The sequence below is a fragment of the Flavobacterium sp. ZE23DGlu08 genome, assembly GCF_030505335.1.
Classification (GTDB): Bacteria; Bacteroidota; Bacteroidia; order Flavobacteriales; family Flavobacteriaceae; genus Flavobacterium; species Flavobacterium algoritolerans.
The window spans coordinates 932369-957826 of sequence record NZ_CP130045.1; the positions used below are offsets into that span (position 1 = coordinate 932369).

30 protein-coding genes and 1 riboswitch are annotated in these 25458 nt (G+C 34.5%); of the genes, 14 read left to right on the forward strand and 16 right to left on the reverse strand.

Annotated features, from left to right (window positions below):
- Position 1: 1 nt before the first annotated feature.
- The 3 genes from Q1W72_RS04075 to Q1W72_RS04085 are packed head-to-tail and all read right to left on the reverse strand — an operon-like array spanning position 2 to position 1619.
- Positions 2 to 577: a DUF4252 domain-containing protein gene (locus tag Q1W72_RS04075; protein WP_233206922.1), complete on the reverse strand. Its 576-nt coding sequence runs from the start codon at positions 575 to 577 to the stop codon at positions 2 to 4.
- Between the two features lie 60 nt (positions 578 to 637).
- On the reverse strand, positions 638 to 1123 hold the full coding sequence (locus tag Q1W72_RS04080) for a hypothetical protein (RefSeq protein ID WP_099716046.1): 486 nt from the start codon (positions 1121 to 1123) through the stop codon (positions 638 to 640).
- On the reverse strand, positions 1110 to 1619 hold the full coding sequence (locus tag Q1W72_RS04085) for an RNA polymerase sigma factor (protein WP_302137439.1): 510 nt from the start codon (positions 1617 to 1619) through the stop codon (positions 1110 to 1112). The genes Q1W72_RS04080 and Q1W72_RS04085 overlap by 14 nt, the downstream gene beginning before the upstream one ends.
- 120 nt (positions 1620 to 1739) lie before the next feature.
- On the opposite strand from Q1W72_RS04085, the gene Q1W72_RS04090 reads away from it, so the two are divergent.
- Positions 1740 to 3191: a S41 family peptidase gene (locus Q1W72_RS04090; protein ID WP_099716047.1), complete on the forward strand. Its 1452-nt coding sequence runs from the start codon at positions 1740 to 1742 to the stop codon at positions 3189 to 3191.
- 152 nt (positions 3192 to 3343) lie between these two features.
- Here Q1W72_RS04090 and Q1W72_RS04095 read toward each other — a convergent pair whose 3' ends face one another.
- From Q1W72_RS04095 to Q1W72_RS04130, 8 genes are all read right to left on the reverse strand, one after another.
- Positions 3344 to 5254 carry a TonB-dependent siderophore receptor gene (locus tag Q1W72_RS04095; protein ID WP_099716378.1) on the reverse strand — a complete coding sequence of 637 codons (1911 nt, stop codon included), beginning with the start codon at positions 5252 to 5254 and terminating at the stop codon, positions 3344 to 3346.
- 75 nt (positions 5255 to 5329) lie between these two features.
- A riboswitch (cobalamin riboswitch) is annotated at positions 5330 to 5593 on the reverse strand.
- 46 nt (positions 5594 to 5639) lie between these two features.
- Positions 5640 to 6176, reverse strand: a complete 537-nt coding sequence (cobC, locus tag Q1W72_RS04100; protein ID WP_099716048.1) for an alpha-ribazole phosphatase — start codon at positions 6174 to 6176, stop codon at positions 5640 to 5642.
- Positions 6161 to 6967: an adenosylcobinamide-GDP ribazoletransferase gene (locus Q1W72_RS04105; RefSeq protein WP_302137440.1), complete on the reverse strand. Its 807-nt coding sequence runs from the start codon at positions 6965 to 6967 to the stop codon at positions 6161 to 6163. Before Q1W72_RS04105 ends, cobC begins: the two co-directional genes overlap by 16 nt.
- Positions 6968 to 7033: 66 nt before the next feature.
- Positions 7034 to 8710: a nicotinate-nucleotide--dimethylbenzimidazole phosphoribosyltransferase gene (cobT, locus tag Q1W72_RS04110; RefSeq protein ID WP_302137441.1), complete on the reverse strand. Its 1677-nt coding sequence runs from the start codon at positions 8708 to 8710 to the stop codon at positions 7034 to 7036.
- An 18-nt stretch (positions 8711 to 8728) separates the two neighbouring features.
- Positions 8729 to 9376 (reverse strand): diphthine--ammonia ligase, encoded by a 648-nt coding sequence (locus Q1W72_RS04115; protein ID WP_099716051.1) that lies wholly within the window; start codon positions 9374 to 9376, stop codon positions 8729 to 8731.
- 89 nt (positions 9377 to 9465) lie between these two features.
- A complete protein-coding gene (cobU, locus tag Q1W72_RS04120) occupies positions 9466 to 9981 on the reverse strand; it encodes a bifunctional adenosylcobinamide kinase/adenosylcobinamide-phosphate guanylyltransferase (protein WP_099716052.1) in 516 nt (171 codons plus the stop codon).
- Positions 9982 to 10040: 59 nt separating this feature from the next.
- On the reverse strand, positions 10041 to 10406 hold the full coding sequence (locus Q1W72_RS04125; protein WP_121341306.1) for a four helix bundle protein: 366 nt from the start codon (positions 10404 to 10406) through the stop codon (positions 10041 to 10043).
- 23 nt (positions 10407 to 10429) lie between these two features.
- The gene (locus Q1W72_RS04130) at positions 10430 to 10624 is read right to left on the reverse strand and encodes a DUF5522 domain-containing protein (RefSeq protein WP_233206936.1); all 195 of its coding nucleotides are present in this window, start codon (positions 10622 to 10624) and stop codon (positions 10430 to 10432) included.
- Here Q1W72_RS04130 and Q1W72_RS04135 point away from each other — a divergent pair.
- The 4 genes from Q1W72_RS04135 (at position 10542) to Q1W72_RS04150 (ending at position 13850) form a co-directional block, all read left to right on the forward strand.
- Positions 10542 to 10802 (forward strand): hypothetical protein, encoded by a 261-nt coding sequence (locus Q1W72_RS04135; RefSeq protein WP_233206937.1) that lies wholly within the window; start codon positions 10542 to 10544, stop codon positions 10800 to 10802. The genes Q1W72_RS04130 and Q1W72_RS04135 overlap by 83 nt on opposite strands.
- Positions 10803 to 10892: 90 nt before the next feature.
- The gene (locus Q1W72_RS04140; protein WP_099716055.1) at positions 10893 to 12035 is read left to right on the forward strand and encodes an ABC transporter substrate-binding protein; all 1143 of its coding nucleotides are present in this window, start codon (positions 10893 to 10895) and stop codon (positions 12033 to 12035) included.
- Position 12036: 1 nt separating this feature from the next.
- The gene (locus Q1W72_RS04145) at positions 12037 to 13068 is read left to right on the forward strand and encodes an iron ABC transporter permease (protein ID WP_099716056.1); all 1032 of its coding nucleotides are present in this window, start codon (positions 12037 to 12039) and stop codon (positions 13066 to 13068) included.
- Positions 13068 to 13850: an ABC transporter ATP-binding protein gene (locus Q1W72_RS04150; protein WP_099716057.1), complete on the forward strand. Its 783-nt coding sequence runs from the start codon at positions 13068 to 13070 to the stop codon at positions 13848 to 13850. The genes Q1W72_RS04145 and Q1W72_RS04150 overlap by 1 nt, the downstream gene beginning before the upstream one ends.
- Before the next feature lie 30 nt (positions 13851 to 13880).
- On the opposite strand, the gene Q1W72_RS04155 is transcribed toward Q1W72_RS04150, so the two are convergent.
- From Q1W72_RS04155 to Q1W72_RS04165, 3 genes are all read right to left on the reverse strand, one after another.
- A complete protein-coding gene (locus Q1W72_RS04155) occupies positions 13881 to 15491 on the reverse strand; it encodes a class I SAM-dependent methyltransferase (RefSeq protein ID WP_099716058.1) in 1611 nt (536 codons plus the stop codon).
- 114 nt (positions 15492 to 15605) lie between these two features.
- Positions 15606 to 16061 (reverse strand): tRNA (cytidine(34)-2'-O)-methyltransferase, encoded by a 456-nt coding sequence (locus tag Q1W72_RS04160; protein WP_099716059.1) that lies wholly within the window; start codon positions 16059 to 16061, stop codon positions 15606 to 15608.
- Between the two features lie 24 nt (positions 16062 to 16085).
- On the reverse strand, positions 16086 to 16670 hold the full coding sequence (locus tag Q1W72_RS04165) for a pseudouridine synthase (protein WP_099716060.1): 585 nt from the start codon (positions 16668 to 16670) through the stop codon (positions 16086 to 16088).
- A 99-nt stretch (positions 16671 to 16769) separates the two neighbouring features.
- On the opposite strand from Q1W72_RS04165, the gene Q1W72_RS04170 reads away from it, so the two are divergent.
- Positions 16770 to 17207 carry a hypothetical protein gene (locus tag Q1W72_RS04170; protein ID WP_233206923.1) on the forward strand — a complete coding sequence of 146 codons (438 nt, stop codon included), beginning with the start codon at positions 16770 to 16772 and terminating at the stop codon, positions 17205 to 17207.
- Positions 17208 to 17240: 33 nt separating this feature from the next.
- Here the strand turns inward: Q1W72_RS04170 and Q1W72_RS04175 are convergent, their stop codons facing one another.
- Positions 17241 to 17882 carry a Pr6Pr family membrane protein gene (locus Q1W72_RS04175; protein ID WP_099716380.1) on the reverse strand — a complete coding sequence of 214 codons (642 nt, stop codon included), beginning with the start codon at positions 17880 to 17882 and terminating at the stop codon, positions 17241 to 17243.
- 137 nt (positions 17883 to 18019) lie between these two features.
- On the opposite strand from Q1W72_RS04175, the gene rmuC reads away from it, so the two are divergent.
- The 4 genes from rmuC (at position 18020) to Q1W72_RS04195 (ending at position 21038) form a co-directional block, all read left to right on the forward strand.
- Complete coding sequence (gene rmuC, locus Q1W72_RS04180) at positions 18020 to 19390, forward strand: DNA recombination protein RmuC (protein WP_099716061.1); 1371 nt, start codon at positions 18020 to 18022, stop codon at positions 19388 to 19390.
- A gap of 6 nt (positions 19391 to 19396) precedes the next feature.
- Positions 19397 to 19762, forward strand: a complete 366-nt coding sequence (locus tag Q1W72_RS04185) for a 6-phosphogluconate dehydrogenase (RefSeq protein ID WP_099716062.1) — start codon at positions 19397 to 19399, stop codon at positions 19760 to 19762.
- Entirely contained in the window at positions 19763 to 20308 is a 546-nt protein-coding gene (locus Q1W72_RS04190; RefSeq protein WP_099716063.1) for an acyl-CoA thioesterase, read from the forward strand.
- Between the two features lie 190 nt (positions 20309 to 20498).
- The gene (locus tag Q1W72_RS04195) at positions 20499 to 21038 is read left to right on the forward strand and encodes a YceI family protein (protein ID WP_099716064.1); all 540 of its coding nucleotides are present in this window, start codon (positions 20499 to 20501) and stop codon (positions 21036 to 21038) included.
- Positions 21039 to 21040: 2 nt separating this feature from the next.
- Here Q1W72_RS04195 and Q1W72_RS04200 read toward each other — a convergent pair whose 3' ends face one another.
- Entirely contained in the window at positions 21041 to 21955 is a 915-nt protein-coding gene (locus Q1W72_RS04200) for a TIGR01777 family oxidoreductase (RefSeq protein WP_302137442.1), read from the reverse strand.
- 117 nt (positions 21956 to 22072) lie between these two features.
- Here Q1W72_RS04200 and Q1W72_RS04205 point away from each other — a divergent pair, with 117 nt between their 5' ends.
- The 4 genes from Q1W72_RS04205 to Q1W72_RS04220 are packed head-to-tail and all read left to right on the forward strand — an operon-like array spanning position 22073 to position 25453.
- A complete protein-coding gene (locus Q1W72_RS04205) occupies positions 22073 to 22732 on the forward strand; it encodes a TetR family transcriptional regulator C-terminal domain-containing protein (RefSeq protein ID WP_121341273.1) in 660 nt (219 codons plus the stop codon).
- The gene (locus Q1W72_RS04210) at positions 22732 to 24039 is read left to right on the forward strand and encodes an AarF/ABC1/UbiB kinase family protein (RefSeq protein ID WP_099716067.1); all 1308 of its coding nucleotides are present in this window, start codon (positions 22732 to 22734) and stop codon (positions 24037 to 24039) included. The genes Q1W72_RS04205 and Q1W72_RS04210 overlap by 1 nt, the downstream gene beginning before the upstream one ends.
- Positions 24039 to 24173, forward strand: coding sequence for a DUF2256 domain-containing protein (locus Q1W72_RS04215; RefSeq protein WP_099716068.1), 135 nt, complete (start codon positions 24039 to 24041; stop codon positions 24171 to 24173). The genes Q1W72_RS04210 and Q1W72_RS04215 overlap by 1 nt, the downstream gene beginning before the upstream one ends.
- On the forward strand, positions 24149 to 25453 hold the full coding sequence (locus Q1W72_RS04220; RefSeq protein ID WP_099716069.1) for a DASH family cryptochrome: 1305 nt from the start codon (positions 24149 to 24151) through the stop codon (positions 25451 to 25453). Before Q1W72_RS04215 ends, Q1W72_RS04220 begins: the two co-directional genes overlap by 25 nt.
- Positions 25454 to 25458: the final 5 nt, after the last annotated feature.

Genomic DNA, 25458 nt, shown 5'->3' on the forward strand with positions numbered 1-25458 from the left:
CTTACTTTTTTCCTTTAGTTGCTTTCTTCAAATCTTCTCCACCAGGAATTTTCATCTTATTGGTAAGAACTGAAATTTCATTCAAATCGAAATTACCTTTCAAAGACATTAAAACCGTATCGTCATTTTTGGCACCTTCAATGAACATAAACAACTCTCTTATTTGAGAATCACTCGCTCCTGATTTTACTAGAATTTTAATGCTTCTGCCATCTTCATTCACACGCATCAGTTCTTCTAATCCTGCCGTTTTTATGTATTTATCAGCCACAACTTTCATTTCGCCTTCTATTCTGGCGCTTTTAGTGGTAAACACTTTCAAATCATCCAGTTTCTTTATCAAACTCAAGTACTGTTGTGTTTCTTTATCTGAAGCATCCATTTTTACTTTGCTCATCAAATCAAACATTTTTTTATTGACAATGATTGATTTTACGCCTTCTTGCCCGTCGAATTTATCAAAAATCGCTTGTGCAAAAAATGTGCTTGAAACTAATGTAAATACTAATGTTAGTATAAACTTTTTACTCTTATTAAAATTACTGTTCATTTTGTTATTATTGATTGTTGATTTCATTTTTTTAAATTGTTATGGTTTAAAATTATTTTTTTGTTTTTTACTGTTTACTCAAGGCAATTAAGAACCACCAGACTGTTTTTTAGTACTAATGAATATTTTGTCTTTTGTGGTTTGATATTCTTGAATATACAGTACACTTTCTATGCCAACATTTACATTATCTGATAATAATGATAATGCTTTTTGAGTTGCTCTGAAAGCCTCTTCAGGATCATCATACGTTCCTAAATCTTGGTTTTTGTTAACAACATCTGCACTATAATAAGCATAGGTTCCTATTCCCAGCAAAACAACAACCGAAGCCGCAATTGATATCCACGCAACATTACGTTTTTTATCCCGAGGCCTCGGGAGTATTGGAATTTCTGGCGTAAACTGATGCTCTTTTGCAAGAGAGAAATACCCAAATAAAGGTTTGTATTGTTCTAAATGCTGCGCAACATTCGATGAAGAAAAATAATTACGTAATTCATTTTCTTCTGCAATACTGGTTTCTCCCTGAAAGTATTTTTCTAATAAATCTTCTATTTTAACTAATTCCATAATTGTGTGTTTCTGTCATATAATCCCGTATCGTTTTCCTTGCTCTTGAAAGCGCCACCCGAATCGCACTCTCATTCATGTCGAGTATTTTTGCGATTTCTTCAAATTCGTATTGTTCAACATCCCGCATTTGAATAATTAATCTTTGTTGAACGGGCAATTTATCCATTATTTTCTCCACCCAATCCAAACTGTCTAAGTCTTCCATTTTCTTATCGAGACCCGGTTCTTTATCTACATAATTTGTATGAACGATTTTGAGGTTTCCTGTTCTTTTTGATTTTAGCTGATCCAAACAATAATTTTTGGTCATTGTCATTGCAAATGCTTCTACACTGCTGTACGCTGCTAAATTTCCATTTTTACTCCATAATTTGACCAAAATTTCCTGAGTTGCGTCTTCGGCTTCTTCAGTACTTACGAGCAATCGCTTAGCCAACCTAAAGACTTTGTCTTTAAAAGGAGTGACGAGTTGCACAAACTCATTTTGGTTCATAAAAAATTTGGTTTTTAAACTGGTTATATAATCTAGACGACTCATTTTTATTTTTGTAACAAAAAACATAAAATAAAACTAAAGTTACTATTTTTACGTTAATTATATTAAAACCTACATATGAGAACAAGTTTCAAAATTACGCTTTTATTATTTATAGCAGTTTTCACTTTCCAAAGCTGTCAAGATAATGATGATGTTGCCCCACCAGCCAGTTTAGACATACAAGATTTTATTTGGAAAGGGATGAACCAATATTACTTATGGCAGGCAGATGTTCCAAATTTATCAGATGATAAATTTGCAGACCAAACTGCATTAAATACGTTTCTAAGAGGATACCCTGTTCCTGAAGAGTTGTTTGACGCGCTTAGAGTTGACAAAACCATAGACCGTTTCAGTTGGATTGTGGATGATTATTTAGAGCTGGAAGGAACGCTTCAAGGAACAACTAAAAACAATGGTGTTGATTTTGGTTTAAGCAGAAAGCCCGGAAGCACTACTGAAATATTTGGTTATGTACGTTACATCATTGCAAATTCAGATGCGTCGAACAAGAACATCAAGCGTGGTGATTTTTTTACTGCCGTAAATGGAACTCAGCTTACTTTGAGTAATTATGAATCTCTATTATTTGGTTCAAACGAAACTTACACATTAAATCTGGCAGATTATAACGGAACTACTATTGTTGCCAACGGAAAATCAGTAGAGTTAACAAAAACCGTTTTATCCGAAAATCCAATTTTAATCAACAAAGTAATCACTTCCGGTTCACATAAAATAGGGTATTTGATGTACAATGGTTTTTATGCTAATTATGACACGCAATTGAATGAAGCTTTTGCTTCTTTAAAATCACAAGGAGTTACGGACTTAGTTTTGGATTTACGTTATAACGGAGGTGGTTCTGTGCAAACGGCTACACGTTTAGCGAGTATGATTACCGGACAATTTACTGGACAGGTATTTGCTAAACAACAATGGAATGCTAAAATCAACGCGTATTTCGAAACTAACAATCCCGGAGCTTTAATAAATAATTTTACTGACAAAATTGGGACTACCGCAATAAACAGTTTAAACTTGACTAAAGTCTATATATTGACTACTCAAAGCACAGCATCGGCAAGTGAATTAGTAATCAACGGATTAGAACCTCATATCAATGTAATACAAATTGGTGATGTAACTGTAGGGAAAAATGTTGGGTCAGTTACACTATATGACTCTGCTACTTTTGGTTCCGAAAACAGAAACCCAAATCACAGATACGCCATGCAGCCGATTGTATTGAAAATTGTGAATTCAACCGGTTTTGGAGATTATTTCAATGGACTACAACCTGATTATTTATTAAAAGAAACTATTAGCACTTATGGAGTTCTTGGAGACACTTCAGAACCTTTATTAAGTACCGCTATTGGAAAAATAACAGGAACAACCAGAATGTTGAAACAAAATACAGGAGTAGATTTTGAGTTTTTCAAAGATGCAAAATCAATCAAAGGAATCCAAAATCAAATGTATATTGACAAAGCTCCAGAAGGACTTTTGAAAGCATTGGAATAATATTAATTTCAAAAATTAAACTAAAAAGAGGCTTTCATTACTGATAGCCTCTTTTTTTTATCATTATAAATCAAAGAATCCGATTTTCTCCAACAAAAAACCCGCTCCAAATTAGGAACGGGAATTAAGACTAAAAACTAAAACATACTCTTTTAGAATAAGAAATTTAAACCTAATTTAAAGTTTCTTCCTCTTGTACTGTATCCGCGACTTTCAACAAAATCTTTATCCAAAATATTATCAACTGCACCAAAAACATTCAATCTGTTTTTGATCAATTCATAACGAGCATTGGCATTTACTAATTGATAGTCTTTCAAAATTTCTGAATTTAAAACAGGATCATAAGTTGGCTCCGGATAAGTCGTGTATTCTAAATATCTGTCTGATACAAACTGATACGCCAGATTAAAAGCAAGGCGTTCTGTTGCTTGCACATCCACAGAAGCATTAGCTTTATGTTTCGGGTTTAGAATGCGAGATTGTTTTTCTAACTCCGTAAAAGTATAATTGGCATTGAATTTTACTTTATCATTAAAAGCATAAGAAATCATTGTTTCAAGACCTTTGGCTTTGTTTTTACCATCTACATTAAAGTATTTATAAGTCATCAAATCAAACCCTATTGCATCTTCTTCTTCTCTTTGAAAAACAACAGCATTTAAAACCACTTTCTTATCTGCCAAACTTACTTCAAAACCAACTTCGGCAGTTGCATCTTTCTCTGGAGATAAATCCAAATCACCATACGGAGAGTACAATTGGTACAAACTTGGAGTAACAAATGCTGTGCTATAAGAAGCCAATACTTTCAATGATTCTGAAAAGCTATACGATGGATTAACATTATAAACTAAATTATTCCCGTATTTACTATGAATGTTATAACGTGCTCCTGCATTTAAGTTTAATCCAAAACTAGAATTATAAACTGCCGTTACATAAGGATCAATCATATTGAATTTTGCCATATCAGTTGTAATTGCATCATACTCGCTTAAGTTTGACATTTCGTGAAACTGAAATTGTGCTCCTGTAACCACAAATAGCTCAGATGAAATTTCATATTTATTAAAAGCATCAACATCAACACTTCTTGACTTTGCCTGGAATAAAGAGCCATAACTAAAGATGTCGCGATTGATTACATTTGCACCGGTATTGATTACCAATTCTCCTTTATTGTATTTGTATTTTGGAGAAAAACCAACTCTAAATTGCTCCGAAAGACTGAAATTTGTAAGATCATCTGAAAATGAACCTGCATCAAAACCGTTTTTCATTCGATCATAATTTGCAAAGAAATCAAATGATAATTTTTTAGTTGGCGTAAAGCCAATTTTTACCACCGAATTTAATCTTGAAAAATCATCGTTCTCAAATTTAGTATTTGAATTTAATGGTCTTGCCTCAGAAATCCCTGTAGTTTCAGTACTATTCAAAGAAGCAAAATAATTTACTTTTTCAAAACCACCGTTTACAGCAATTCCTTGACTGTAATCTTGTATGCTATAATTTGCATTTTTGGCAGCTGTTTGTGTACCAATATTCACGTATGCATTTCCAGCAATAGCTTTTTTACCTGCTTTTTTAAGTGTAATATTAATAACACCTGTAGCTGCTCCAGAACCGTACAAAGTACTTGAAGCACCTTTCATAATCTCAATACTTTCAATTTGCTCCACAGGAATCAATCTCAAATCATACGATAAGCTAATCCCGGAAGCATCCGTAACAGGAACCCCGTCAATCAAAATTAAAACCTGATGATTTCTTCCTCCACGAATGTAAAGTCCCAAATCCTTACCATTACGACTCTGATTCCCATTGATTTCAACACCAGCTACCGTACTTAAAATTGAAGCTACTGATTGTCCTGCTTTTTTCTTCAAATCTGCAGCAGTAATTTTCACGATAACTTTTCCTGATTTTTCTTTTGGCAAAGCAAATTTCGAATCGGAAACAACAACTTCATCAAGTTGTTTTGGTTCTTGTTCTTGTGCATACGTGTTCATTGCAAATAACAATGCAATCGCACTAAAGCGAATGAATTTTTTGTTCATTTTAAAAATGTAAAATTTAATAAATGGGGAGAAAAGCATAGAATGACCCATACCCAAACCTTTTTTCCCGAAAGTTTGATACTCGATGTAATAGGCAGGTCTCCTGGCTTGCGTCTTGTTGTTTACCTTCTCATTCGCTGCGGCGAACAATGGTTTTGTAGATAACAACAAGCTTGATAGCTTACAGTTGCGGGTACAGCTCAGGATTTTTGATTTAAGATTTAGGATTCTTGATTTAGGATTTAAATCCTGAAATCTGAAATCTAAAACTTGAAATCTATCACCTGATTCCCTTTTAATGTGGTTTGAAAAAAACAAACCTCAACCTCAATACGGCAGCAAAGATAAAATTATATTAAGTTAATAACCTAAATAATTGCGGATTTTATAATTCAATTTTAATTACAGCTCCAAAATCTACTTTATTCTGAAAAGCGTCTTTCAGCGGTAAATCCGAAATTTTACATAAAAAACTTCGTATCACTCCAGCATGGGCCACAATAATTACTGGTTTTGAATTCGTTCTTTGAAGTTCATTATGCATAAAATCAATTACTCGATTATGCAAATCCGTAAATGATTCACCGTTCGGCACACGAACATTTACAAAATCAGTCATCCAAGGTGTAAAATCATCAGGTGGAATTACATCCCAATTTTTCATTTCCCAATCGCCAAAATTCATTTCCATTAAACGGAAATCTTCGTTTACAGCAGTAATCTCTGAATTGTATTTGATATAATTTGCCAAAAGCACACAGCGAAGTAAAGGACTGGAATACAATATTGCATCTTGAGGCAATTGACCCAAAACAGACTGAAAAACAGCGTCATAAGGCTCCATGATTTTCACATCGGATTGTCCATAACAAATTCCTTTTTCGCAAACCGTTTCCGTGTGACGTACTAAATAAACTTCCATAATGCAATAACTGATATGTAAAAAACCACTTCGCAAACCTGTTGGGTTGCGCCCAAACAATCCCCTGTATATCCGTCAATCCATTTCTGAAAATAACGCGCCAAAAAGAATCGTGTCAGGAAAACAGGGATTAAAACCAACAGCATTTGCCACTGAAAATAAGACAAAATAACTAATGGAAGCAATCCAAAAAAGAACGCTCCTGCCACTTCTTTCCAAGAATAACTTTGTGCGATTGGTTTGCTTTTACTTGTAGCATCTTCTCGTGAATATTGATGGGTAAAAACAATTGAAATCGCTGCTAATCGACTGATGGAATGCGCAGAAACAAGAAGTAATAGAATTATAAATTGTGAATTATAAATTATAAATTTAGGATTATCCGAGACATCAATTAATTGAGTCAGCCCTTGAAATTTAAGCACTAACAACAGCACTAAACCAATCGCGCCATACGCACCAATGGCGCTGTCTTTCATAATCATTAGTATTTTTTCTTTGGTCCAACCGCCGCCAAAACCATCGCAAACATCAGCAAAACCATCTTCATGAAAAGCTCCGGTAACTAAAACGGAGGCAATCATAGAGAAGATTACCGCAATTTCAGGAGCAACTAAATAATTAAAAACACAATATACTCCAAAAGCCACACTGCCGACAATCCAACCAATCAATGGAAAATAACGGGACGCTTTATTCAAATAATCCGGATTATGATCGATGGTTGCAGGACACGGAATCCTGGTGTAAAACATTAATGCTGTAAAAAATATGTGTAGTTCTTTTTTCATTTTTGGAATTATTTTTTGTTTTATTTTCCTGTAGAGACGCACTGCAGTGCGTCTCTACAGGCGTCTCTACCGACCGCTAACCCCCGCAGATTCAAAACTCGCCATGTCATTCAAGAATGCTACAGCCGACTCAATTATAGGAAAAGCAATGGCGCAACCCGTGCCTTCACCCAACCGTAAATCGAGTCGCAACAGGGAACGAACTCCGAGGTAATCTAATATTTTTTGGTGCCCTTGCTCAGCGGAAGAATGGCAAAAAATAGCATTTTCAGTAATAGATGGATTCTTTTTAAAGGCAATTAAAAAAGCAACACTACAGATAAAGCCATCCACTAGAATCAACATATTTACTTCCTTAGCTTGAAGCATTCCACCTACCATTTGCATGATTTCAAATCCTCCGAAATAAGCTAATTTGCTCTCTAAATCATCTGAACCATTATAATTGGCAATGCATTTTTTAAGGATATTAATTTTTTGAATCAACTGTTCATCATTTACACCAGTGCCTTTTCCTACGCAATCTTCAATTTGCAATTCTAAAATAATGCTCATTAAAACCGAAGCTGTAGCCGTGTTACCAATGCCCATTTCGCCAAAACCAATACAATTACTGCCCGATTTTGCAATAGTGGTAACAATTTCGCTTCCTTTCATAAAACACAATTCAACTTCTGTTTTACTCATCGCAGGTCCTTGTAAAAAGGAGTTGGTTCCCTTCCCTACTTTAGCCGAAATCAAATCCGTATTCATAGGGAAATCATAATTCACACCTGCATCCACAATAGCTAATTGAATCTTATTTTGTTTACAAAACACATTGATAGCTGCGCCACCTATCAAAAAATTACTCACCATTTGTCTCGTTACATCCTGCGGATAAGCACTTACACCATGATTTGCAATTCCGTGATCCGCGGCAAAAACAACCAGATTAGGTTTTGTGATTTTTGGTTCCAAAGTTTGAAATACCATCCCGATTTGTTTGGCGAGTACTTCTAAAATTCCTAATGAACCCGTTGGTTTTGTTTTTTGGTCGATTTTATGTTGTAACGCATTTGCAAAAGCAGCAGCATCTATTTCTTTTTTAGCATCAAAAAATACTTTCTCCACCTTATTTTCATGCAAAACAGTGATTTCCTCAACTAGTGGAATTTCTTGCTTTTGTTTCCAATTCAGTTGTTGCAACATGGGTTGATTATCATAGTCAGTAGCTGGTTTTCCCACGCAAAAATACCCCAACGGCTCCATATTTTCAGGTAAACCTAATAATTGCTTGAACTGATAGTAATTCAAGATAGAAACCCATCCCATGGAATAGCCTTGCTCCGTTAAGGATAGCCAAATATTTTGCGCAGCACAAACAGAGCTGAACTTTACCGCTTCATTACTCCCGACAGTTCCAATCGTAAAATTATTTAAAACCGAGCGGTCATAACAAATGACCAATCCCAGCGGAGCTTCTTCTATAGCTTCTAACTTAAGGTCTTTGTACGCTTGTTTTTGTTGTTCATTATCAGTTAGCGAAATTGCTTTTTTATCATAATCTAAAAACAAATCTTTAATGGCTTTCTTCATTTCAGGCGACTTGATCAGATAATATTTTGTAGCATCAGTCAAACCCACTGAAGGCGCCCAATGTCCAGCTTGCAGTGCTTTTTCAAGAACAGCATCTGGTACTTGATCCTCCGTAAAATGACGGGTGTCACGACGGGATTTTAAAATTTCATCTAAATAAGTCATCTTAAAATAATTTTGTTTTTATACTTCTTCCCAAACGATGAAACAATAATTCTCATAGGTAATTCTGGTGAATTCAGGCAATTCAATCGCTCCAGAAAATAACGGACAGTTAATTACCAAAGTATGAAACTCCCCATTTTCACCACAAGGATCTATTCCTTTTTCATGTAATTCTTGTGCTAATTCTTTGGTCAAAATTTTACCCAGATAACGTTCTCCCATAATTGTATTGCAAGAAACAATCATCGTTACAATTCCGTTTTCAAGCATTTGATTTACCAAAGCAATTCGGTCTTGTTGCCACAAAGGTAAAATTGCTTTTAGCGATGCTGCGGCACATACTTTGTCTTCCCAATCTTTGTGCGGTTGCAAGTCAATGTCACCAAAAACGGCTGCTTCCAAATCATATTCAGCTTTTAGCATTTTCAAAACTGCTATAAACTTGGTTTCATAATCGCCCCAAGTTGCGGGAATACCTTGCAGAGGCAATCCCATTTTTTGAGCTTGTTGATTCAATATAGACAATGGCAAGCCATGAGAACGAGACACTTTCCCGTTTTCATTCATCATATTGAGTAACACTTTTGGAATAAATCCTTGCTGAATTGCTTGCATCATTGCATAACAACTGTCCTTTCCGCCACTCCAAGAAGTTACAAAATTCATATGTAGTTATTTATTGATTTTTAATTGAATATGTAATACGCTATGAGGCAATATTTCTTTGAATTTAATATTGTAAGATCATAGCCATTTCATTTTTTTTCTTTTATCGTTACAGGAATTCCAGAAACCATAAGCACAACGGTATCGGCAGTTGCAGCTATATATTGATTCATCCAACCTTGAAGTTCGGTAAATTTTCTACCAATATGAGTTTCGGCATGAATACCCATCCCTATTTCATTGGTTACAATAATAATTGTCGCATTTTCTTGATTGGCAATAGCATCAAATTCGGCTTTAGCTTCTTCTAAGCACAAGGGAACATCGTTTTTAGTATCCACGAAAAAGTTCGTTAACCAAAGCGTAACACAATCGACGATAGCTACTTTTCCCGAAAAATCAATTTCGCTCAAGTGTTTTTCTTTTTCAATATTAATCCATCGTTCGTCCCGATCTTTTTGATGGCGATCGATTCTCTTTTGGAAATCATCATCCCATTTTCGGGCTGTAGCCACATACATTGGTTTATCCGATAATTCTTTTGCTAAATTTTCGGCATAACTACTTTTACCGGAGCGTTCCCCGCCAGTTATTAAATATATCATTCTAATTGTAAATTATTAATTGTAAATTGTAGTAACATCTTTTATGCTAATTGAATAACTTATTTCTTGGTATCAACTTTTGCTTTAGTCGTTTTAATAATACTTGTTATAAGTTTTAATATTGATATTGCATCGTTATTTATATTTTCATATTCTTTCTCATTTAAATAATCCGTAGCTTTTAATAATTCTAACCAATAAACAACCTCATTAGCTTCTTTTTGTGCAATTGCAAACTTGTGAATAAAATCGTGCTTGCTCTCGGCATGTTCTGCTTCGCGAATCATAGCACCAATACTTGTCCCAGATCTTAATAGCTGCTTTGAAAGCACAAACTCTTTTTTATCACAACATAGATATTGATATAATCTAACTATTCGTACAGCAAAATCAAAACTCTTGGTTTTAACAATATTATCTTTCATCATTGATAATTTACAATTTATAATTATTTATACGGACAATGTCTACATCCATTGCCACAACAATTACCTCTTTTTAGATGAAACCAAGCTTTAAAAACATAGTTCCCATTTTCTAAATAATAGTCAATTCCTTCTATGAGATTCGTCGTTTTGGGTAAATCTTTGGCTTTATTATCCGTTGCAGTTTCAGAAGATAGTGTTGCAACATATTCGTCAATTTTAGTAGAGCAGGCAGTTGTAAAACAACTGGAACACAAGCAATCCACCACTTCTGACGGAGTAAAAATGGGTGGAAAATTGTTGCACCAGCATTTACTTCCTTCAGGTGTGTCCCCACAATTAAAAGGAGTTCCGCAAGTAGAACAGTTTTTGACTTTAATGCTATTCATTTCGTAAAGATAGTATTTGTTCAATTTTTTACTGCTAAAAATAAACAAGAAATTTTATAAATTTGGTATACCTTTGTCGCTATCGAAAAATTAAATCATGAAATTCACCTTTAAATTAATCCTTTTTGTTCTCTCTTTTTCAACTTTCGTTGGATGTAAAAAAAGCGAAAACCTAACCGTAAAAGAAAGTACTGATTCAAAAAATGCAATAGAATATGCCTCGGGACTTTCTATTAATAAATACGAAGGATATTCAGTAGTGACAGTTTCAAATCCTTGGCCTGAAGCCAATAAAAACTTCACTTATATATTAAAAGAAAAAAACGGCAGCATTCCTGATAGCCTGCAAAAATACACCACAATTTCAGTTCCTTTAGAATCAATCGTCGTTACCTCAACGACCAATATTCCTTTTTTGGAAATGCTGGGAGTTGAAAAATCACTGGTGGGTTTCCCTCATACCGATTATGTTTCTTCTGAAAAAACCAGAAAACTAATTGATGGTGGCGCTGTAAAAAACATAGGACAAAACGAAAAATTAAACATGGAGCAACTCATTGATTTGGTGCCTAATTTAATAGTAACTTTTGGCGTTGACAACAACAATCCGATGATTGATAATTTACAAAAAAGTGGTCTTAATGTACTCGTACAAGCGGACTGGATGGAACAAACTCCATTGGGTAAAGCAGAATGGATTAAGCTTTACGGTGCTTTATTTGGAAAAGAAAAAGAAGCCAAAACGCTTTTTGATGAAATCGTTAAAAATTACAATGACGCGATACAATTGGTTGCAACCCAAAAACCAACAGCAACCGTTTTGTATGGATCAATGTATCAAGAGCAATGGTATGTAGCAAGAGGAAATAGCTGGGTAGCCCAATTCATGAAAGATGCCAAAGCAAATTATTTGTGGGCAAATGTTAAAGGAACAGGAAGTCTTAGTTTGCCTTTTGAAAAAATATTAGAGAAAGCAAAAACGGCGCAATATTGGATTGCAACAGGTTCTTTTAAAAGTATTGCTGAATTCGAAAACAGTAATCCACATTACAGTCAGTTTGACGCTTCTAAATCTAAAAATGTGTATACTTTTGAAAGTAAATTAGGTGCAACAAGAGGAACTATTTATTATGAATTAGCACCAAGCAGACCCGATTTAGTCTTGAAAGATTACATTAAAATCTTCCATCCTGAACTGCTTCCAAATTATACTTTTACTTTTGCACAAAAACTAAATTAAATTGGCGAATCAAAAACGAAATACGATTCTATTTTTCTTGCTTACTTTAGGGCTTGTTCTATTGTTTTTTGTAAACATTAGTTTTGGTTCCATCACGATACCTTTTAAAGAAATTTATACTAGTTTAACTGGAGGTCAAGCGAGTAAATCCACCTGGGAATATATCATCATCAATTATCGTTTACCCAAAGCCATTACTGCAATTCTTGTTGGAATGGGATTATCTATAAGTGGTTTGCTGATGCAAACTCTGTTTCGAAATCCATTAGCAGGACCTTATGTTTTAGGGCTGAGTTCCGGTGCCAGTTTAGGCGTTGCTTTTGTACTATTAGGAGCGAGCTTACTTCCACCTTTTTTAAGTACCATTTTATTATCCTCTTATGGAGTGGTTTTAGCTTCAACTATAGGAAGTTCAGTTGTATTACTCGCTGTTTTGATGGTTTCCCAAAGGCTTCGCGATACAATGGCCATCTTAATTGTGGGATTGATGTTTGGTAGTTTTACCAGCGCAATAGTAGGCGTTCTTACGTATTTTAGTTCCGCTGAACAATTGCAGAAATTCACGTTTTGGTCTATGGGAAACTTAGGCAATTTGTCTTGGTCTTCTATATTAATTCTAACAATTTGTGTCGGGATTGGCTTATTATTAAGTCTATTTAGCATCAAGCCACTTAATGCATTGCTTTTGGGTGAAAATTATGCGCGTAGTTTAGGTTTGAATTTCAAAAAAACACGATTAATTATTATTTTTGCAACAAGCATTTTAGCAGGAAGCATCACGGCGTATGCAGGTCCAATTGCCTTTGTAGGACTGGCAGTTCCGCACATAGCAAAATTAGTGTTTCAAACCAGTAACCATTCGGTTTTGTATTGGAGTACCTTACTTTTAGGCGCTTCAATTATGCTTATTTGTGATGTAATTTCAGAATTGCCCGGATTGGAGATCACTTTACCAATCAATGCTGTAACTTCTATAATTGGAGCTCCAGTTGTGATTTGGCTATTGGTTAGTAAACGAAAAATGATTGCCTAATGGAAAACAAAATCATCTTACAAGCGTCTCAAATTAGCATTGGTTATTCTCATAAAAAAGAGAAAATCGTAGTGGCTTCGGATATTTCTATTGCTTTAAAAAAAGGAAAACTGATTGCTTTAATTGGTGCGAATGGCATTGGAAAATCAACGCTTTTAAAAACGATAACTGGAATCCAGAAACCACTTTCCGGTGCAGTTTTCTTGAATGAAAAGAAAATTACTGATTACGAACCTTTGAACTTGGCCCAAAACCTAAGTATCGTTTTAACCGAAAAATTGCCTCCCAGTAATTTAACCGTTTTTGAACTCATTGCTTTAGGAAGACAGCCCTACACCAATTGGATGGGAACTTTATCTGATATTGATATTGTTAAAGTTAACGAGGCCATGGCATTGACACAAATCAGTCATTTAGCCACAAAAAAACATTATGAAATTAGTGATGGGCAATTGCAAAAAGTATTAATTGCACGAGCTTTGGCACAGGATACTCCATTAATAATTTTGGACGAACCCACTACCCATTTGGATTTATTACATAAGGTGGCTTTATTCAAACTTTTGAAAAAGCTTACTCATGAAACCGGAAAATGCATTTTATTTTCTACTCATGATATTGATATGGCGATACAATTGAGTGACGAAATGATCATTATGACTCCAGAAACAGTGCTTCAAGACGAGCCTTGTAATTTTATTGCAAAAGGAAGTTTCAATACCTTATTCAAAGACGAACATATTGTTTTTGACGCTGAAAAAGGAAAATTCATGATTGTTTAGTTCCAACATTTTATTCCGTCCAAAATCGTACTAACCATTCCCTTTCAATAAATTTATACTCACTGTTGCAAGATTTGAGTCTGGGAATCTCCTAAAGAAATTAGCATCCGGATACAATCCCGCTTCAGCAGCGATTTTGTGCAAAACGGGAATTTCAACGATGTATTGATCCGAAAAACCATGCGTGGCATCATAAGCCGTAGCAGCCGTTTTGCCTAAATTAGCAGCAGTCAAATTTGGAGCAATCGTATGCAATTCAATCATTAATAACCCGAATTTCCGAACGTAAGGCGACCATTTGTTCAAATGTTCCAATAGATTATCTTCGACAAGACCATTACTGATTCGCTCTCCTCTATGCGCAAATGCTCCTGTTGAATGACTTACTCTGTCTTTGGTAACATGTTTTGGCATTTCCCAAATTCGGTTATGATCCAAGAAGGTTCTCACATTCAGTAAATCTTTCAAATCAATGTTATAATTTTCCAATAAGTCATTGGCTAACAAATCGGGTTGACCAATATCGCCCCAAATTACTTTGGCCCAAATATCGGCTTTGATTAAATTGGCTCGGGTTACTTTCAAGGCCGCCTGATTATAATCGGCACCAACCAAGAATAAAGGATAATCATCCAGCATTTTTCCGCGAAGGGTTTGTCGTTCGATTACATTATAAATATGTTCAATAAATGCTCCATTGCCACAACCCATATCGAGAATTCCTTTCGGCTGATCTTCTATTGGTAAATTGAATAATTTGATGATAATCTCATCTACGACTTTAAAATAAGTATCGTGCGCACCTCCGCTTCCCCAAACATTCATTTCTCGGTCCACATGAATTTCATCTTCGCCTTCAGCCACCGTTCGGAGTATATTTGGGTTACCAAAAATCAAATCCTCCATTTTACTAAATGTAGGCAAATAGGAAACCGTAACTCCATAAGCAGAAGCCCTTTTGGCAAAAAACAACCCCTTTTCCGTAAACTGGTAATTGCCTTTTTTTTGGGTAAACCAACCTAAATCTGCAAAGAAATCTAATATAATTTTGAAATTCTCGGGAGATTTATGAAATTCTTCAGGACGGAAGGAAATCTCCATAAAATACTTATGAAACATACCGCTCATACCCAGTCTTACTAATATTGGTCCAACCAAAGAACCTTCAATGTGCGTTAGAATCTGATGCTGAATTTCATTGGTCAGCGCATCATTCGAAAATGAAATTCCATAATTTTTTTTGTACAAATCGAAAATTAAACCCAATCGAACGAATGGAATATCGTCTAATAATCGCGTGCGAAATTGCATCGTGAAATGCAGTAAATCAAGCACGTCTTCATACAAATAGAACATAGGAAAAGCAATCGCGCTTTTTTCGTTTATGGCAAACGTAATTTGGTCTGTGGAAGTATTGATGTGATAATTCAGGAATCCTTGCGAACACAAAACACGCAAACCCACATTGAGATAACCTTCATTGGCTTTAAAGTGTTCCGAAAGTTCCGAAAGCGTGACTTCTTTTTTGTCAAGAATATAGGACAGTACCCCTTTTTCATACAAAACATGCGCAACGGGAGCGGTAACCAAACCGTCTAAATGTTTGAAAATGGTGCTTCTAAGAGTAATTTTATCAATCATAAAAAGTACGTTTTAAGGGAGAAAAAACACAATTAGATCCAGAATGACCTATTCAAATATATGAAATTTCAACCACAAAATAGCCTTACTTTTTTACAACTTTTAATTTACAATTCACAGTCTACTAGCTATTTGTCTTTTTGCTTCGCCAATGACAAACGCAACAGAATTTGCTATATTAAAACTTCTGATTAACGATGACATAGGAATTGTCAGATGGTTGGGGAATTCATTTAAAACAGCTTCACTCAAACCCTTACTTTCTTTTCCAAAAACCAACCAGTCTCCATCCTGAAAATCAGTCTCCAGATATGATTTTTTGGCATGGGAACTCATCAGGAAAACTCGGGATAAATCAGGAATTTGTGCTTTCCATTCGGCTACATTTTGATATTCAGTAACATCAAGATGCACCCAATAATCCAATCCGGAACGTTTCAGGTTTTTATCATTAATGACAAATCCAAAAGGATGAATTAAGTGCAAACGGCTTTCGGTGCCTACGCACAATCGGCCTATATTTCCGGTATTATTTGGGATTTCAGGTTCTACTAAAACGATGTTTAACATTGCAATTATTGTTATTTTTTATTGTTATTTTTCATTCGAATCGACTGCAAAATCAGATACTTCCAAAACTTCTCCTGCCTGTAAATCATTGAGATGTACGTTTCCTATTCGAACACGAACCAATCGTAACGTAGGGAAACCAACAGCGGCAGTCATTTTTCGGACTTGGCGAAACTTCCCTTCATTTACCGTTATCGAAGCCCAAGAAGTGGGACCGTGACGTTCATCGCGTATCTTTTTTCCTCTTGCGCCAAAAGCGGGAATTTCGTTTATCAAAAAAGCTTTACACCGTTTCGTGATGTATTTCGTGCCATTGAAACCTATTTCGACTCCTTTTTGCAATTGCTCAATGGCTTCCTGATTGATAATGCCATCGACTTGGACATAATATTCCTTGTCGACTTTTTTGCTTCGAATGATTTCGCTCATCATCCCGTCTGTGGTCAACAGCAACAATCCTTCGGAATCTTCGTCAAGACGCCCTATTGCCATCGTTCCTTTTGGGAAATCGTGCAATTCACCCAGCAGTTTCTTTTTTCTTTTTAATTCGTAAATAAACTGACTCAGATACCCGTAAGGCTTATGAATGATGAAATGAGAATGAGACATTTTAGTGTATTAGTTGTGCGTGCAAAGATAGTTTTGTTTTCTCTGGATTTAAAATAGTGTCGCCATACATTTATTGGTGTAAACCAAAAGCTATGTTAAATGATTGAATTCCTTCGTTTAAAAGGCGTAATCTTATATAAGCTAACAGTATTAGCTTTAAAATTAAAGAGTATGGAAAGCAATGATTTAGGTTCAAAAAAAACAAATAATAAGCAAAATATAAATGAAGGATTTAGCGGTCAGAATCTAGCCCAAAATACGAATCCTGAAGTATCACATTTAAAATCAGAAGTAGAAACTGATGCACATGGAAATCAAAAAATTGTCCAAAGAGCACGGAATATAGACGGAACTTTAGAACAAAATGAGGATAGTACTCCTATAAATTTAAGTTCTGATATTGCAAATGTCTCTGAAGAACAAGCTAAAAAAATGGTCGAAAATAAAGATCATAATTCTGATATCATTCCAAACCGTTATCCAAATTCCCATCCTGATAATAAGGAAGACCGAGGAAATATAAAACTGGATGAATAAAAGTTGATTATGTTGAAAAAGGCCAATACGAATCTAATTCCTATTGGCCTTTTTTATTTTCCCAATCCCTATGAATAAAGTTCCAAAAAAAAGAAAAGCCAGCAGCATAAAAAAACTGTTAATCAATACTTTGTCATAACCCAAAAGTATCACATCTATAAATGGATAGGGATAAAAACTAAAAAAAGCGCCCCGAATTAATGTGTAAACCAAATACACCGCAGGGAAAATTAACCACGGAAAAATGTCTTTGAATTCCAATGTTTTCTTAGGTACAAATAGAATCCAATAGAGTAAAACCAAAATTGGAATAACCAAATGCAACAACTCATCCACTACTTTTTGAGAACCCGTTGGCGCCCATAAAAATCTAAGAATTGCATTGTAAACAAGTCCTACAATGGTGATGTATAACGTAATTGCTGTTGTGTTTTTAGGTTTCGAAAAAAACAACCCCCATTTGGATTTTGGCTTCAGCCAAAGAAAAGTAAAACAAACTGCCACCAAAATATTCGTTTGAATGGTGAAAAAACTAAAAAACCGAACAATCGTTTCCGAAAGTGACACCACCCGATTGATAATGATAAGGTACAATTGTAATACAACCGCAAACCAACCGACAATAGCAATAATTGCAAAAAAACGAGAATTCAATTTTAAAGATTTATCCTGCATATTTTTTAAAGTATAAAAATTAATTGGCAACTAATTTTACAAATCCATGAATACTAAAACTTGAGATACTATTTTGATTTCCGAAAGGAAAGAAGGAAACTTTTGTTTATTTTTACAAACTTACAAAAAGAAATTTTATGTCAAATATGCTTCCGTTTTTATTGATTTTCATCGTTGCTCTCGCTATTGGTATTTTTATTGGCAAACTCATTTTCTCCGCCCGATTCCAATCGGAAAAAATCAGTTTAGAAGAAAAACTAATTGCTTTTACTTCCCAATTCAACCAACTAAAAGAGCAGATTGTCATTGATAAAACAACTTTTGAAAAGCAATTAGAAAATGCAAATGTCGAGAAAGAAAGCATTCGAAGTGAAAAAGACAGTTTGGCGATTCAGCTTTCTAAGAAAGAAGTTGATTTTGAGAATCTTTGGGAACGCAACAAAGAACAAAAAGAAGAAGTCGAGAAACTACAAGAAAAATTCACTAAAGAATTTGAGAATCTCGCCAACAAAATATTAGACGAAAAATCTAATAAATTTACGGAACAGAACAAGGAAAACATGAAAAATATCTTGTCACCTTTACAGGATAAAATTCAATTGTTCGAAAAGAAAGTCGAAGACACGCACAAAGAAAGCATTGATTATCATGCGGCTTTGCGCCAACAGATTCTGGGCTTACGAGAAATGAATATACAAATGAGCAAGGAAACCCTCAACTTGACCAAGGCTTTGAAAGGCGACAGCAAGATGCAAGGAAATTGGGGCGAATTGGTTTTGGAACGTGTTCTTGAAAAATCAGGATTAGAAAAAGGACGTGAATATGAAGTGCAACAAGCGTTCACTACCGAAGATGGAAATCGTGTTTTTCCTGACGTTGTCATCAATCTGCCGGACGGTAAAAAGATGATTGTCGATTCTAAAGTTTCTTTGACCGCTTATGAAAAATACATCAATGAAGAAGATGACGATGTAAAAGTTGGATTTTTAAAAGAACACGTTAACTCCATCAAACGCCACGTAGAGCAATTGGGCAATAAGAACTACCAAGATTTATATCAAATAGAAAGTCCTGACTTTGTCTTGTTATTTATTCCTATCGAACCGGCTTTTGCGATGGCTCTGAACGAGGATACGACTTTATACAACAAAGCATTCGAGAAAAACATAGTAATTGTTACTCCGGCGACATTATTAGCTACTTTGCGAACGATTGACAGCATGTGGACCAACCAAAAGCAGCAGGAAAACGCACTTGAAATTGCACGTCAAGCTGGTGCTTTGTATGACAAATTTGAAGGTTTTGTTGGGGATTTAATCCGAATTGGAAAGAAAATAGACGAAAGCAAAACTGAATACAGCGGCGCTATGAATAAACTCGTAGAAGGAAAAGGAAACTTAATCGTAAGTGTAGAGAAATTGAAAAAAATGGGAGCCAAAGCGAAAAAAGCACTTCCAGAAAGTATATTAAATAGAGCAGAAAAAGACGAAAATCAACTTTTAAACTAAACAAAAATGAGAAAATTTTTAATGGTTATAACTTTAATACTTATTGTATCAGTTGCCGGTTATTTCGCTTTTTTATACACTGCCACGTATAGCGAAGGAGTACGTTCAGGCGAATTAATAAAAGTGAGCCGCAAAGGAGTTGCATTCAAAACTTGGGAAGGTGAAATAAGTCAAGGGATTTCCGGGGCACAAATTTTCTCTTTTTCGGTATTGGACAGTGAGGAAAAAGTAATTACTGACTTACAAGAATTCGAAGGACAATATGTTCAGGTAGCTTATGTAGAACGCTACAGGACATTTCCTTGGTGGGGCGATACACGCTATTTTATAACAGAAGTCAAAAAAGTAAATTCTCCTTTTAAAATAAAATAAATGAACCGTACTTTTAAAACCGTTGCATCCTCAAATATTCGAATATCAGAATTGATGTTGCCGTCACACACTAATTTTAGCGGGAAAATTCATGGTGGTTATATTTTATCCTTATTAGATCAGATTGCATTTGCCTGTGCATCAAAATTTTCAGGAAATTATTGCGTAACAGCATCCGTGGATACGGTCAATTTCCTCAAACCAATAGAAGTAGGTGAACTCGTTACAATGAAAGCCTGCGTGAATTACGTAGGCAATAGTTCCATGATTATTGGCATTCGTGTAGAAGCAGAGAATATTCAAACGGGAAAAATTAAACATTGCAATTCTTCTTATTTTACGATGGTTGCCAAAGACAAAGAAGGCAATAGCATGCTTGTTCCCGGATTAATTTTATCTAATATGAGTGAAGTACGTCGTTTTTGCAATTGCATCAAACAAATCGCCTTGAAAAAGGAAAAAGACCTTCATGAAGAAAAGTTTGATTACACTTCAGAAGAATCATTAGAAAGCTTAAAAAAATACAACATAAAGTTAGAATTATAATTAAGTCAATCGATAACTAACACTTTTGTAAAAAATACTTTTCTACGAATATTACATTCCCAATTATACTTTAATTTCTGATTAAAAAAACCGAGAAAAATTAACTCATTTGGTGATTTTTTCAACCGTTCAATACTTTTATTTCATCGGTAAATTTCGTAACTTTAAGTAATTTAATTCATAAATCATTATGAAAAAAATTACTCTAATAGTACTACTCATTATTGCAATTAAATCTTTTGCACAAGATAAAATGGTGACTTATGGAGCAATCATACATTTTGAGGCTTCAATTCCCTTATTTGAAGAAGTAAAAGCAAGTAATGAAAAAACAACCTGTATTTTGATAACTAAAACAGGACAGATAGCCTGTTGGATGAACATTAAAGACTTCAAATTTCAAAGAAGCCTGATGGAAGAACATTTTAATGAAAACTACATGGAAAGCAAACGCTTTCCAAGAGCAGTTTTTAAAGGCAAAATTGAAAAATTTGATTTAAAAAACATCAATTCAGTTCCTAAACAATATCAAATCAACGGGAAAATCACCATTCATGGCAAAACAAAAAAAATAGGTATTAGTGGCATCCTAAAAAAAGTGGATAAGCGAATTGAACTTATCTCTGAGTTCCCCTTAAACACGGATGATTTTATGATTGAAATTCCTTTTATAGTTCGCAGCAAAATATCCAAAAGCGTCAACACACAACTCATTTGTGTCTTACAATAAATCTATTTTGTTAAACAATCCTTTAAAGCCTCTTCCAGATTTTTAAATTTAAATTGAAAACCCGTTTCTTCAATCTTATCAGAGGACACCCTTCTACCGGTCAAGACAATTACGGCCATTTCACCCATTACCAATTTTAATACCAAAGCAGGAACATTGGGCAACCAAATAGCATAGCCAAAAATACGAGCCAACGTTTTAGAAAAAATAGTATTGGTCGTATTATCATTTACTGCTGCGTTATATGCACCTTCCATATTAGGATTTAAAACCGCTTGAAGATAGATGTTACACAAATCATCTACATGAATCCATGGCATATATTGCTTACCAGAACCCAATGCAGAACCCAATCTAAACTTGAACAAGGGAATAAGTTTTTTTAAGAAACCATCATTTTTCCCTAATACTAATCCAGTACGGATTTTTACGGTACGAATGTTTAGGTTTTCTATAAAATCCAAAGCTCCTTCCCATTTCTGACAGGTATAACCCAAGAAATCATTTGCTGGTGGCGTGTTTTCTGAACAAATCTCTTCGCCATTTACGGCTCCATAAATACCTACAGCTGATGCTGAAATAAAAGCGTCCAGTTTTTTGTTGTTTTTTTTTATAACAGAATACAACAATTGAGTAGATTTTTCCCGGCTATCGATAATAGCTGCTTTACGTTTAACGGTCCATCTTTTTTCAGCGATATTTTCTCCTGCTAAGTGAATAATATAATCCGCGTTTAAAACGGCGCTTTCGTCAATAGTCTGATTTGCGACATCCCATTTGTAATAGAAAATGTCTCCTTTATTTTGTTTCTCACTTCTACTCAGGATAGATACTGAATACCCTTTCGCGATCAATAAACCTGTTAAATGGCTACCGATAAATCCCGAACCTCCGCTTATTAAAACATTTTTTTTCATGATAGTGTAAAGCTAATGATTTATAACGATATAAAATTATATTAAATTTTGTTTAACTTTATTAATATATAGTTAAACATTTCATACCTTTATACTTTAATTTGAAATATACTAAAAATGGCTGCTAAAAAAACAATACTAACAAAGGACAAAATAGTTTCACTTTATATGAACTATGTTCTCGATCATAGTGAAAAACCGAAATCCGTATATCATTTTGCAAAAATGAATGACTTTACGGAAGCGGAATTCTATTCATTTTTTGGAACAATAGAAAGCATCGAAAAAGAGATTTTTAAAATGTTTTTAGAAAAAACGGTAGAATTGCTCAACAAAAACAAGGAATATGAGATGTATGATATGAAAAGTAAAATGCTCAGCTTCTACTTTACTTTTTTTGAAATTCTAACTGCGAACAGAAGTTATGTCGTGCTCGTTTTAAAAGAACACAACAATCAATTAAAAAAACTGATGCAGCTTTCTGAACTTAGAAATAGTTTTAAAAATTATCTTATCGAAATAATCTCAGACGACTTTAGAACGCAACAAGAAAAAATTCAAAAATTCCAGGAGAAAGCGTTTCAGGAAACGTCATGGATTCAACTTTTATTGACGCTAAAATTCTGGTTGGATGATTCTTCACCAGCTTTTGAAAAAACTGATATCTATATTGAGAAGTCTGTAAAAGCCTCTTTTGAATTAATGAATATTGCACCGCTGGATAGCTTAATAGACTTTGGAAAATTTATTTTCAAAGAAAAAATATACAACAAGTAATGAAAACGATAGACTACATTCCTACCTCAAAAATTGAAAGGGCCACAAAACTGGTGCAAACCGGTGCAAAAGTTGGCGTCAATTATCTAAAATACTACGGAGAAAAAATGGTTAATTCTGATTTGACTCGTGATAAACTCAACGAAGATAATGCCGAAGATATTTATGACGGACTAAAAAGTTTGAAAGGAAGTGCGCTCAAAGTCGCACAAATGCTAAGTATGGACAAAAGTTTTTTGCCACAGGCTTATGTAGAAAAATTTTCATTGTCACAGTTTTCTGTTCCGCCACTTTCGGCTCCATTAGTATTGAAAACGTTCAAGACAAATTTTGGCAAAACACCGTATGAGATTTTTGATGAGTTCAACGCAAATTCCGTTAACGCCGCAAGTATCGGACAAGTTCATCTCGCAGTAAAAGACGGAAAAAAACTGGCTGTGAAAATTCAATATCCTGGCGTAGCCAATAGTATTTCATCTGATTTGGCTTTGGTAAAACCCATTGCAATCAGAATGTTTAACCTTCAAGGAAAAGATTCTGACAAGTATTTCAAGGAAGTGGAGGACAAATTGATTGAGGAAACCAATTATTTATTGGAATTAAAACAAAGCCAAGAAGTGGTTGAAGCCTGTAAAAAGATTGAGAATCTGGTTTTCCCAAATTACTATTCTGAATTTTCATCTGAGAAGATTATCACGATGGATTGGATGACAGGAATTCATCTATCGGAATTTACTAATAAAAATGACAATCAAGAAATCGCGGACAAAATTGGTCAGGCTTTATGGGATTTCTATATGTATCAGATTCATATTTTAAGAAAAGTACACGCTGATCCGCATCCTGGAAATTTCTTGGTAAACGATAAAAACCAATTAGTAGCATTGGATTTTGGTTGTATGAAACAAATTCCCAATGACTTTTATATTCCTTATTTCGAATTAATAAACAAAGAAGTGATTGACAACAAGAAACTTTTTAGTCAAAAATTATTCGAATTGGAAATCCTTAGAGCGGATGATTCCAAAGAGGAAGTGGAATATTTTACTCAAATGTTTTACGATTTGTTATCGCTGTTCACGAAACCTTTTCAAACCGAAACGTTTGATTTCTCGGACGCAGCATTCTTTGAAAGCATCGCACAATTGGGCGAACGATTTTCAAAAGATACCAATCTTAGAAAAATGAATGGCAATCGAGGTTCCAAACATTTCATTTATATGAACAGAACGTTCTTTGGGTTATACAATTTAATGTTTGATTTGAAAGCGACAATTGTTGTCAATGAATATCAAAAATACAACTAGTGAAAAAGGAAAATCTGCCTTCAAAAATGTGTTTGGTTTGTAACCGACCTTTTAGCTGGCGGAAAAAATGGGAAAAAGTTTGGAAGGAAGTCAAATATTGTAGCGAAAAATGCAAGAGAAACAAAAAGGGTTAGTTTGGTTTAGAAATGATCTCAGAGTCCATGATAATGAATCTTTGACAAATGCGATACAAGAAAATGACACAGTAATTGCCGTCTATTGTTTTGATCCAAGACACTTTGAACAAACAAGATTTGGTTTTAAAAAAACAGAAAAATTTCGAGCCAAATTTCTAATTGAGTCTGTGACAGTATTGAGACAAAATCTGGAAAAATTGAATATTCCTCTTTTGGTGTATCATCAAAAACCCGAAGATTCTATTCCGGAAATTGTAACTCAAAATGAAATCAATTCTGTTTACTTCCAAGAAGAATGGACGAGTGAAGAAATGGAAGTTTTATATAATATCAAATCGAAAATATCGGGTTCAGTATCGTTTAAAGCAACTTACAATCAGTTCTTATTTCATCCTGAAGACATTCCGTTTGAAATTCAATCGATTCCAAATGTTTTTACACAATTCAGAAATCAGTGTGAAAAATCGACAAAAGTCAGACCTGAATTTGCAGTTCAACAGATGTCTGAAGAAAATTGGATCGCAAATAAAACTGTAATTCCTACGATGGAAACATTAGGATTTACTGACTTTCAAATGGATTCCAGAACAGCTTTTCCTTTTCGTGGTGGTGAAAATGAAGCGTTACAAAGGTTGGAGCAATATTTTTGGGAAACCAAAAAACTAAGTGTTTATAAATTGACTCGCAACGGATTAATTGGCACTGATTTTAGTTCGAAATTTTCTCCTTGGTTGGCAAACGGTTCAATTTCGGCGAAAACCATTTATTGGGAGATTGTCAAATACGAGCAACAAATCGAGAAAAATGATTCTACGTATTGGTTGATTTTTGAACTGATTTGGAGAGATTATTTTAAATACGTTTCGATGAAAAACGGGAATTCGATTTTTAAAATTGGAGGGATTTTAGACAAAAAATACGATTGGAAAAACAATCCATTAGCGATAAAAAATTGGATTAACGGCACAACTGAAGAGCCTTTTGTAAATGCCAATATGATTGAATTGCAACAAACAGGCTGGATGAGCAATCGTGGCAGACAAAATGTAGGTTCCTATTTTGCAAAAAATCTCTTGTTAGATTGGCGCATAGGAGCGGCTTATTTTGAAGCGATGCTTATTGATTACGATGTACACAGCAATTACGGGAATTGGATGTATGTTTCAGGAGTTGGCAACGACCCAAGAGATAGAAAATTCAATATTAAGTTACAGGCCGAGAATTATGACGGGCAATCAAAATTCCAGAAATTATGGTTGCAACAACAATTATTTTAAAAATT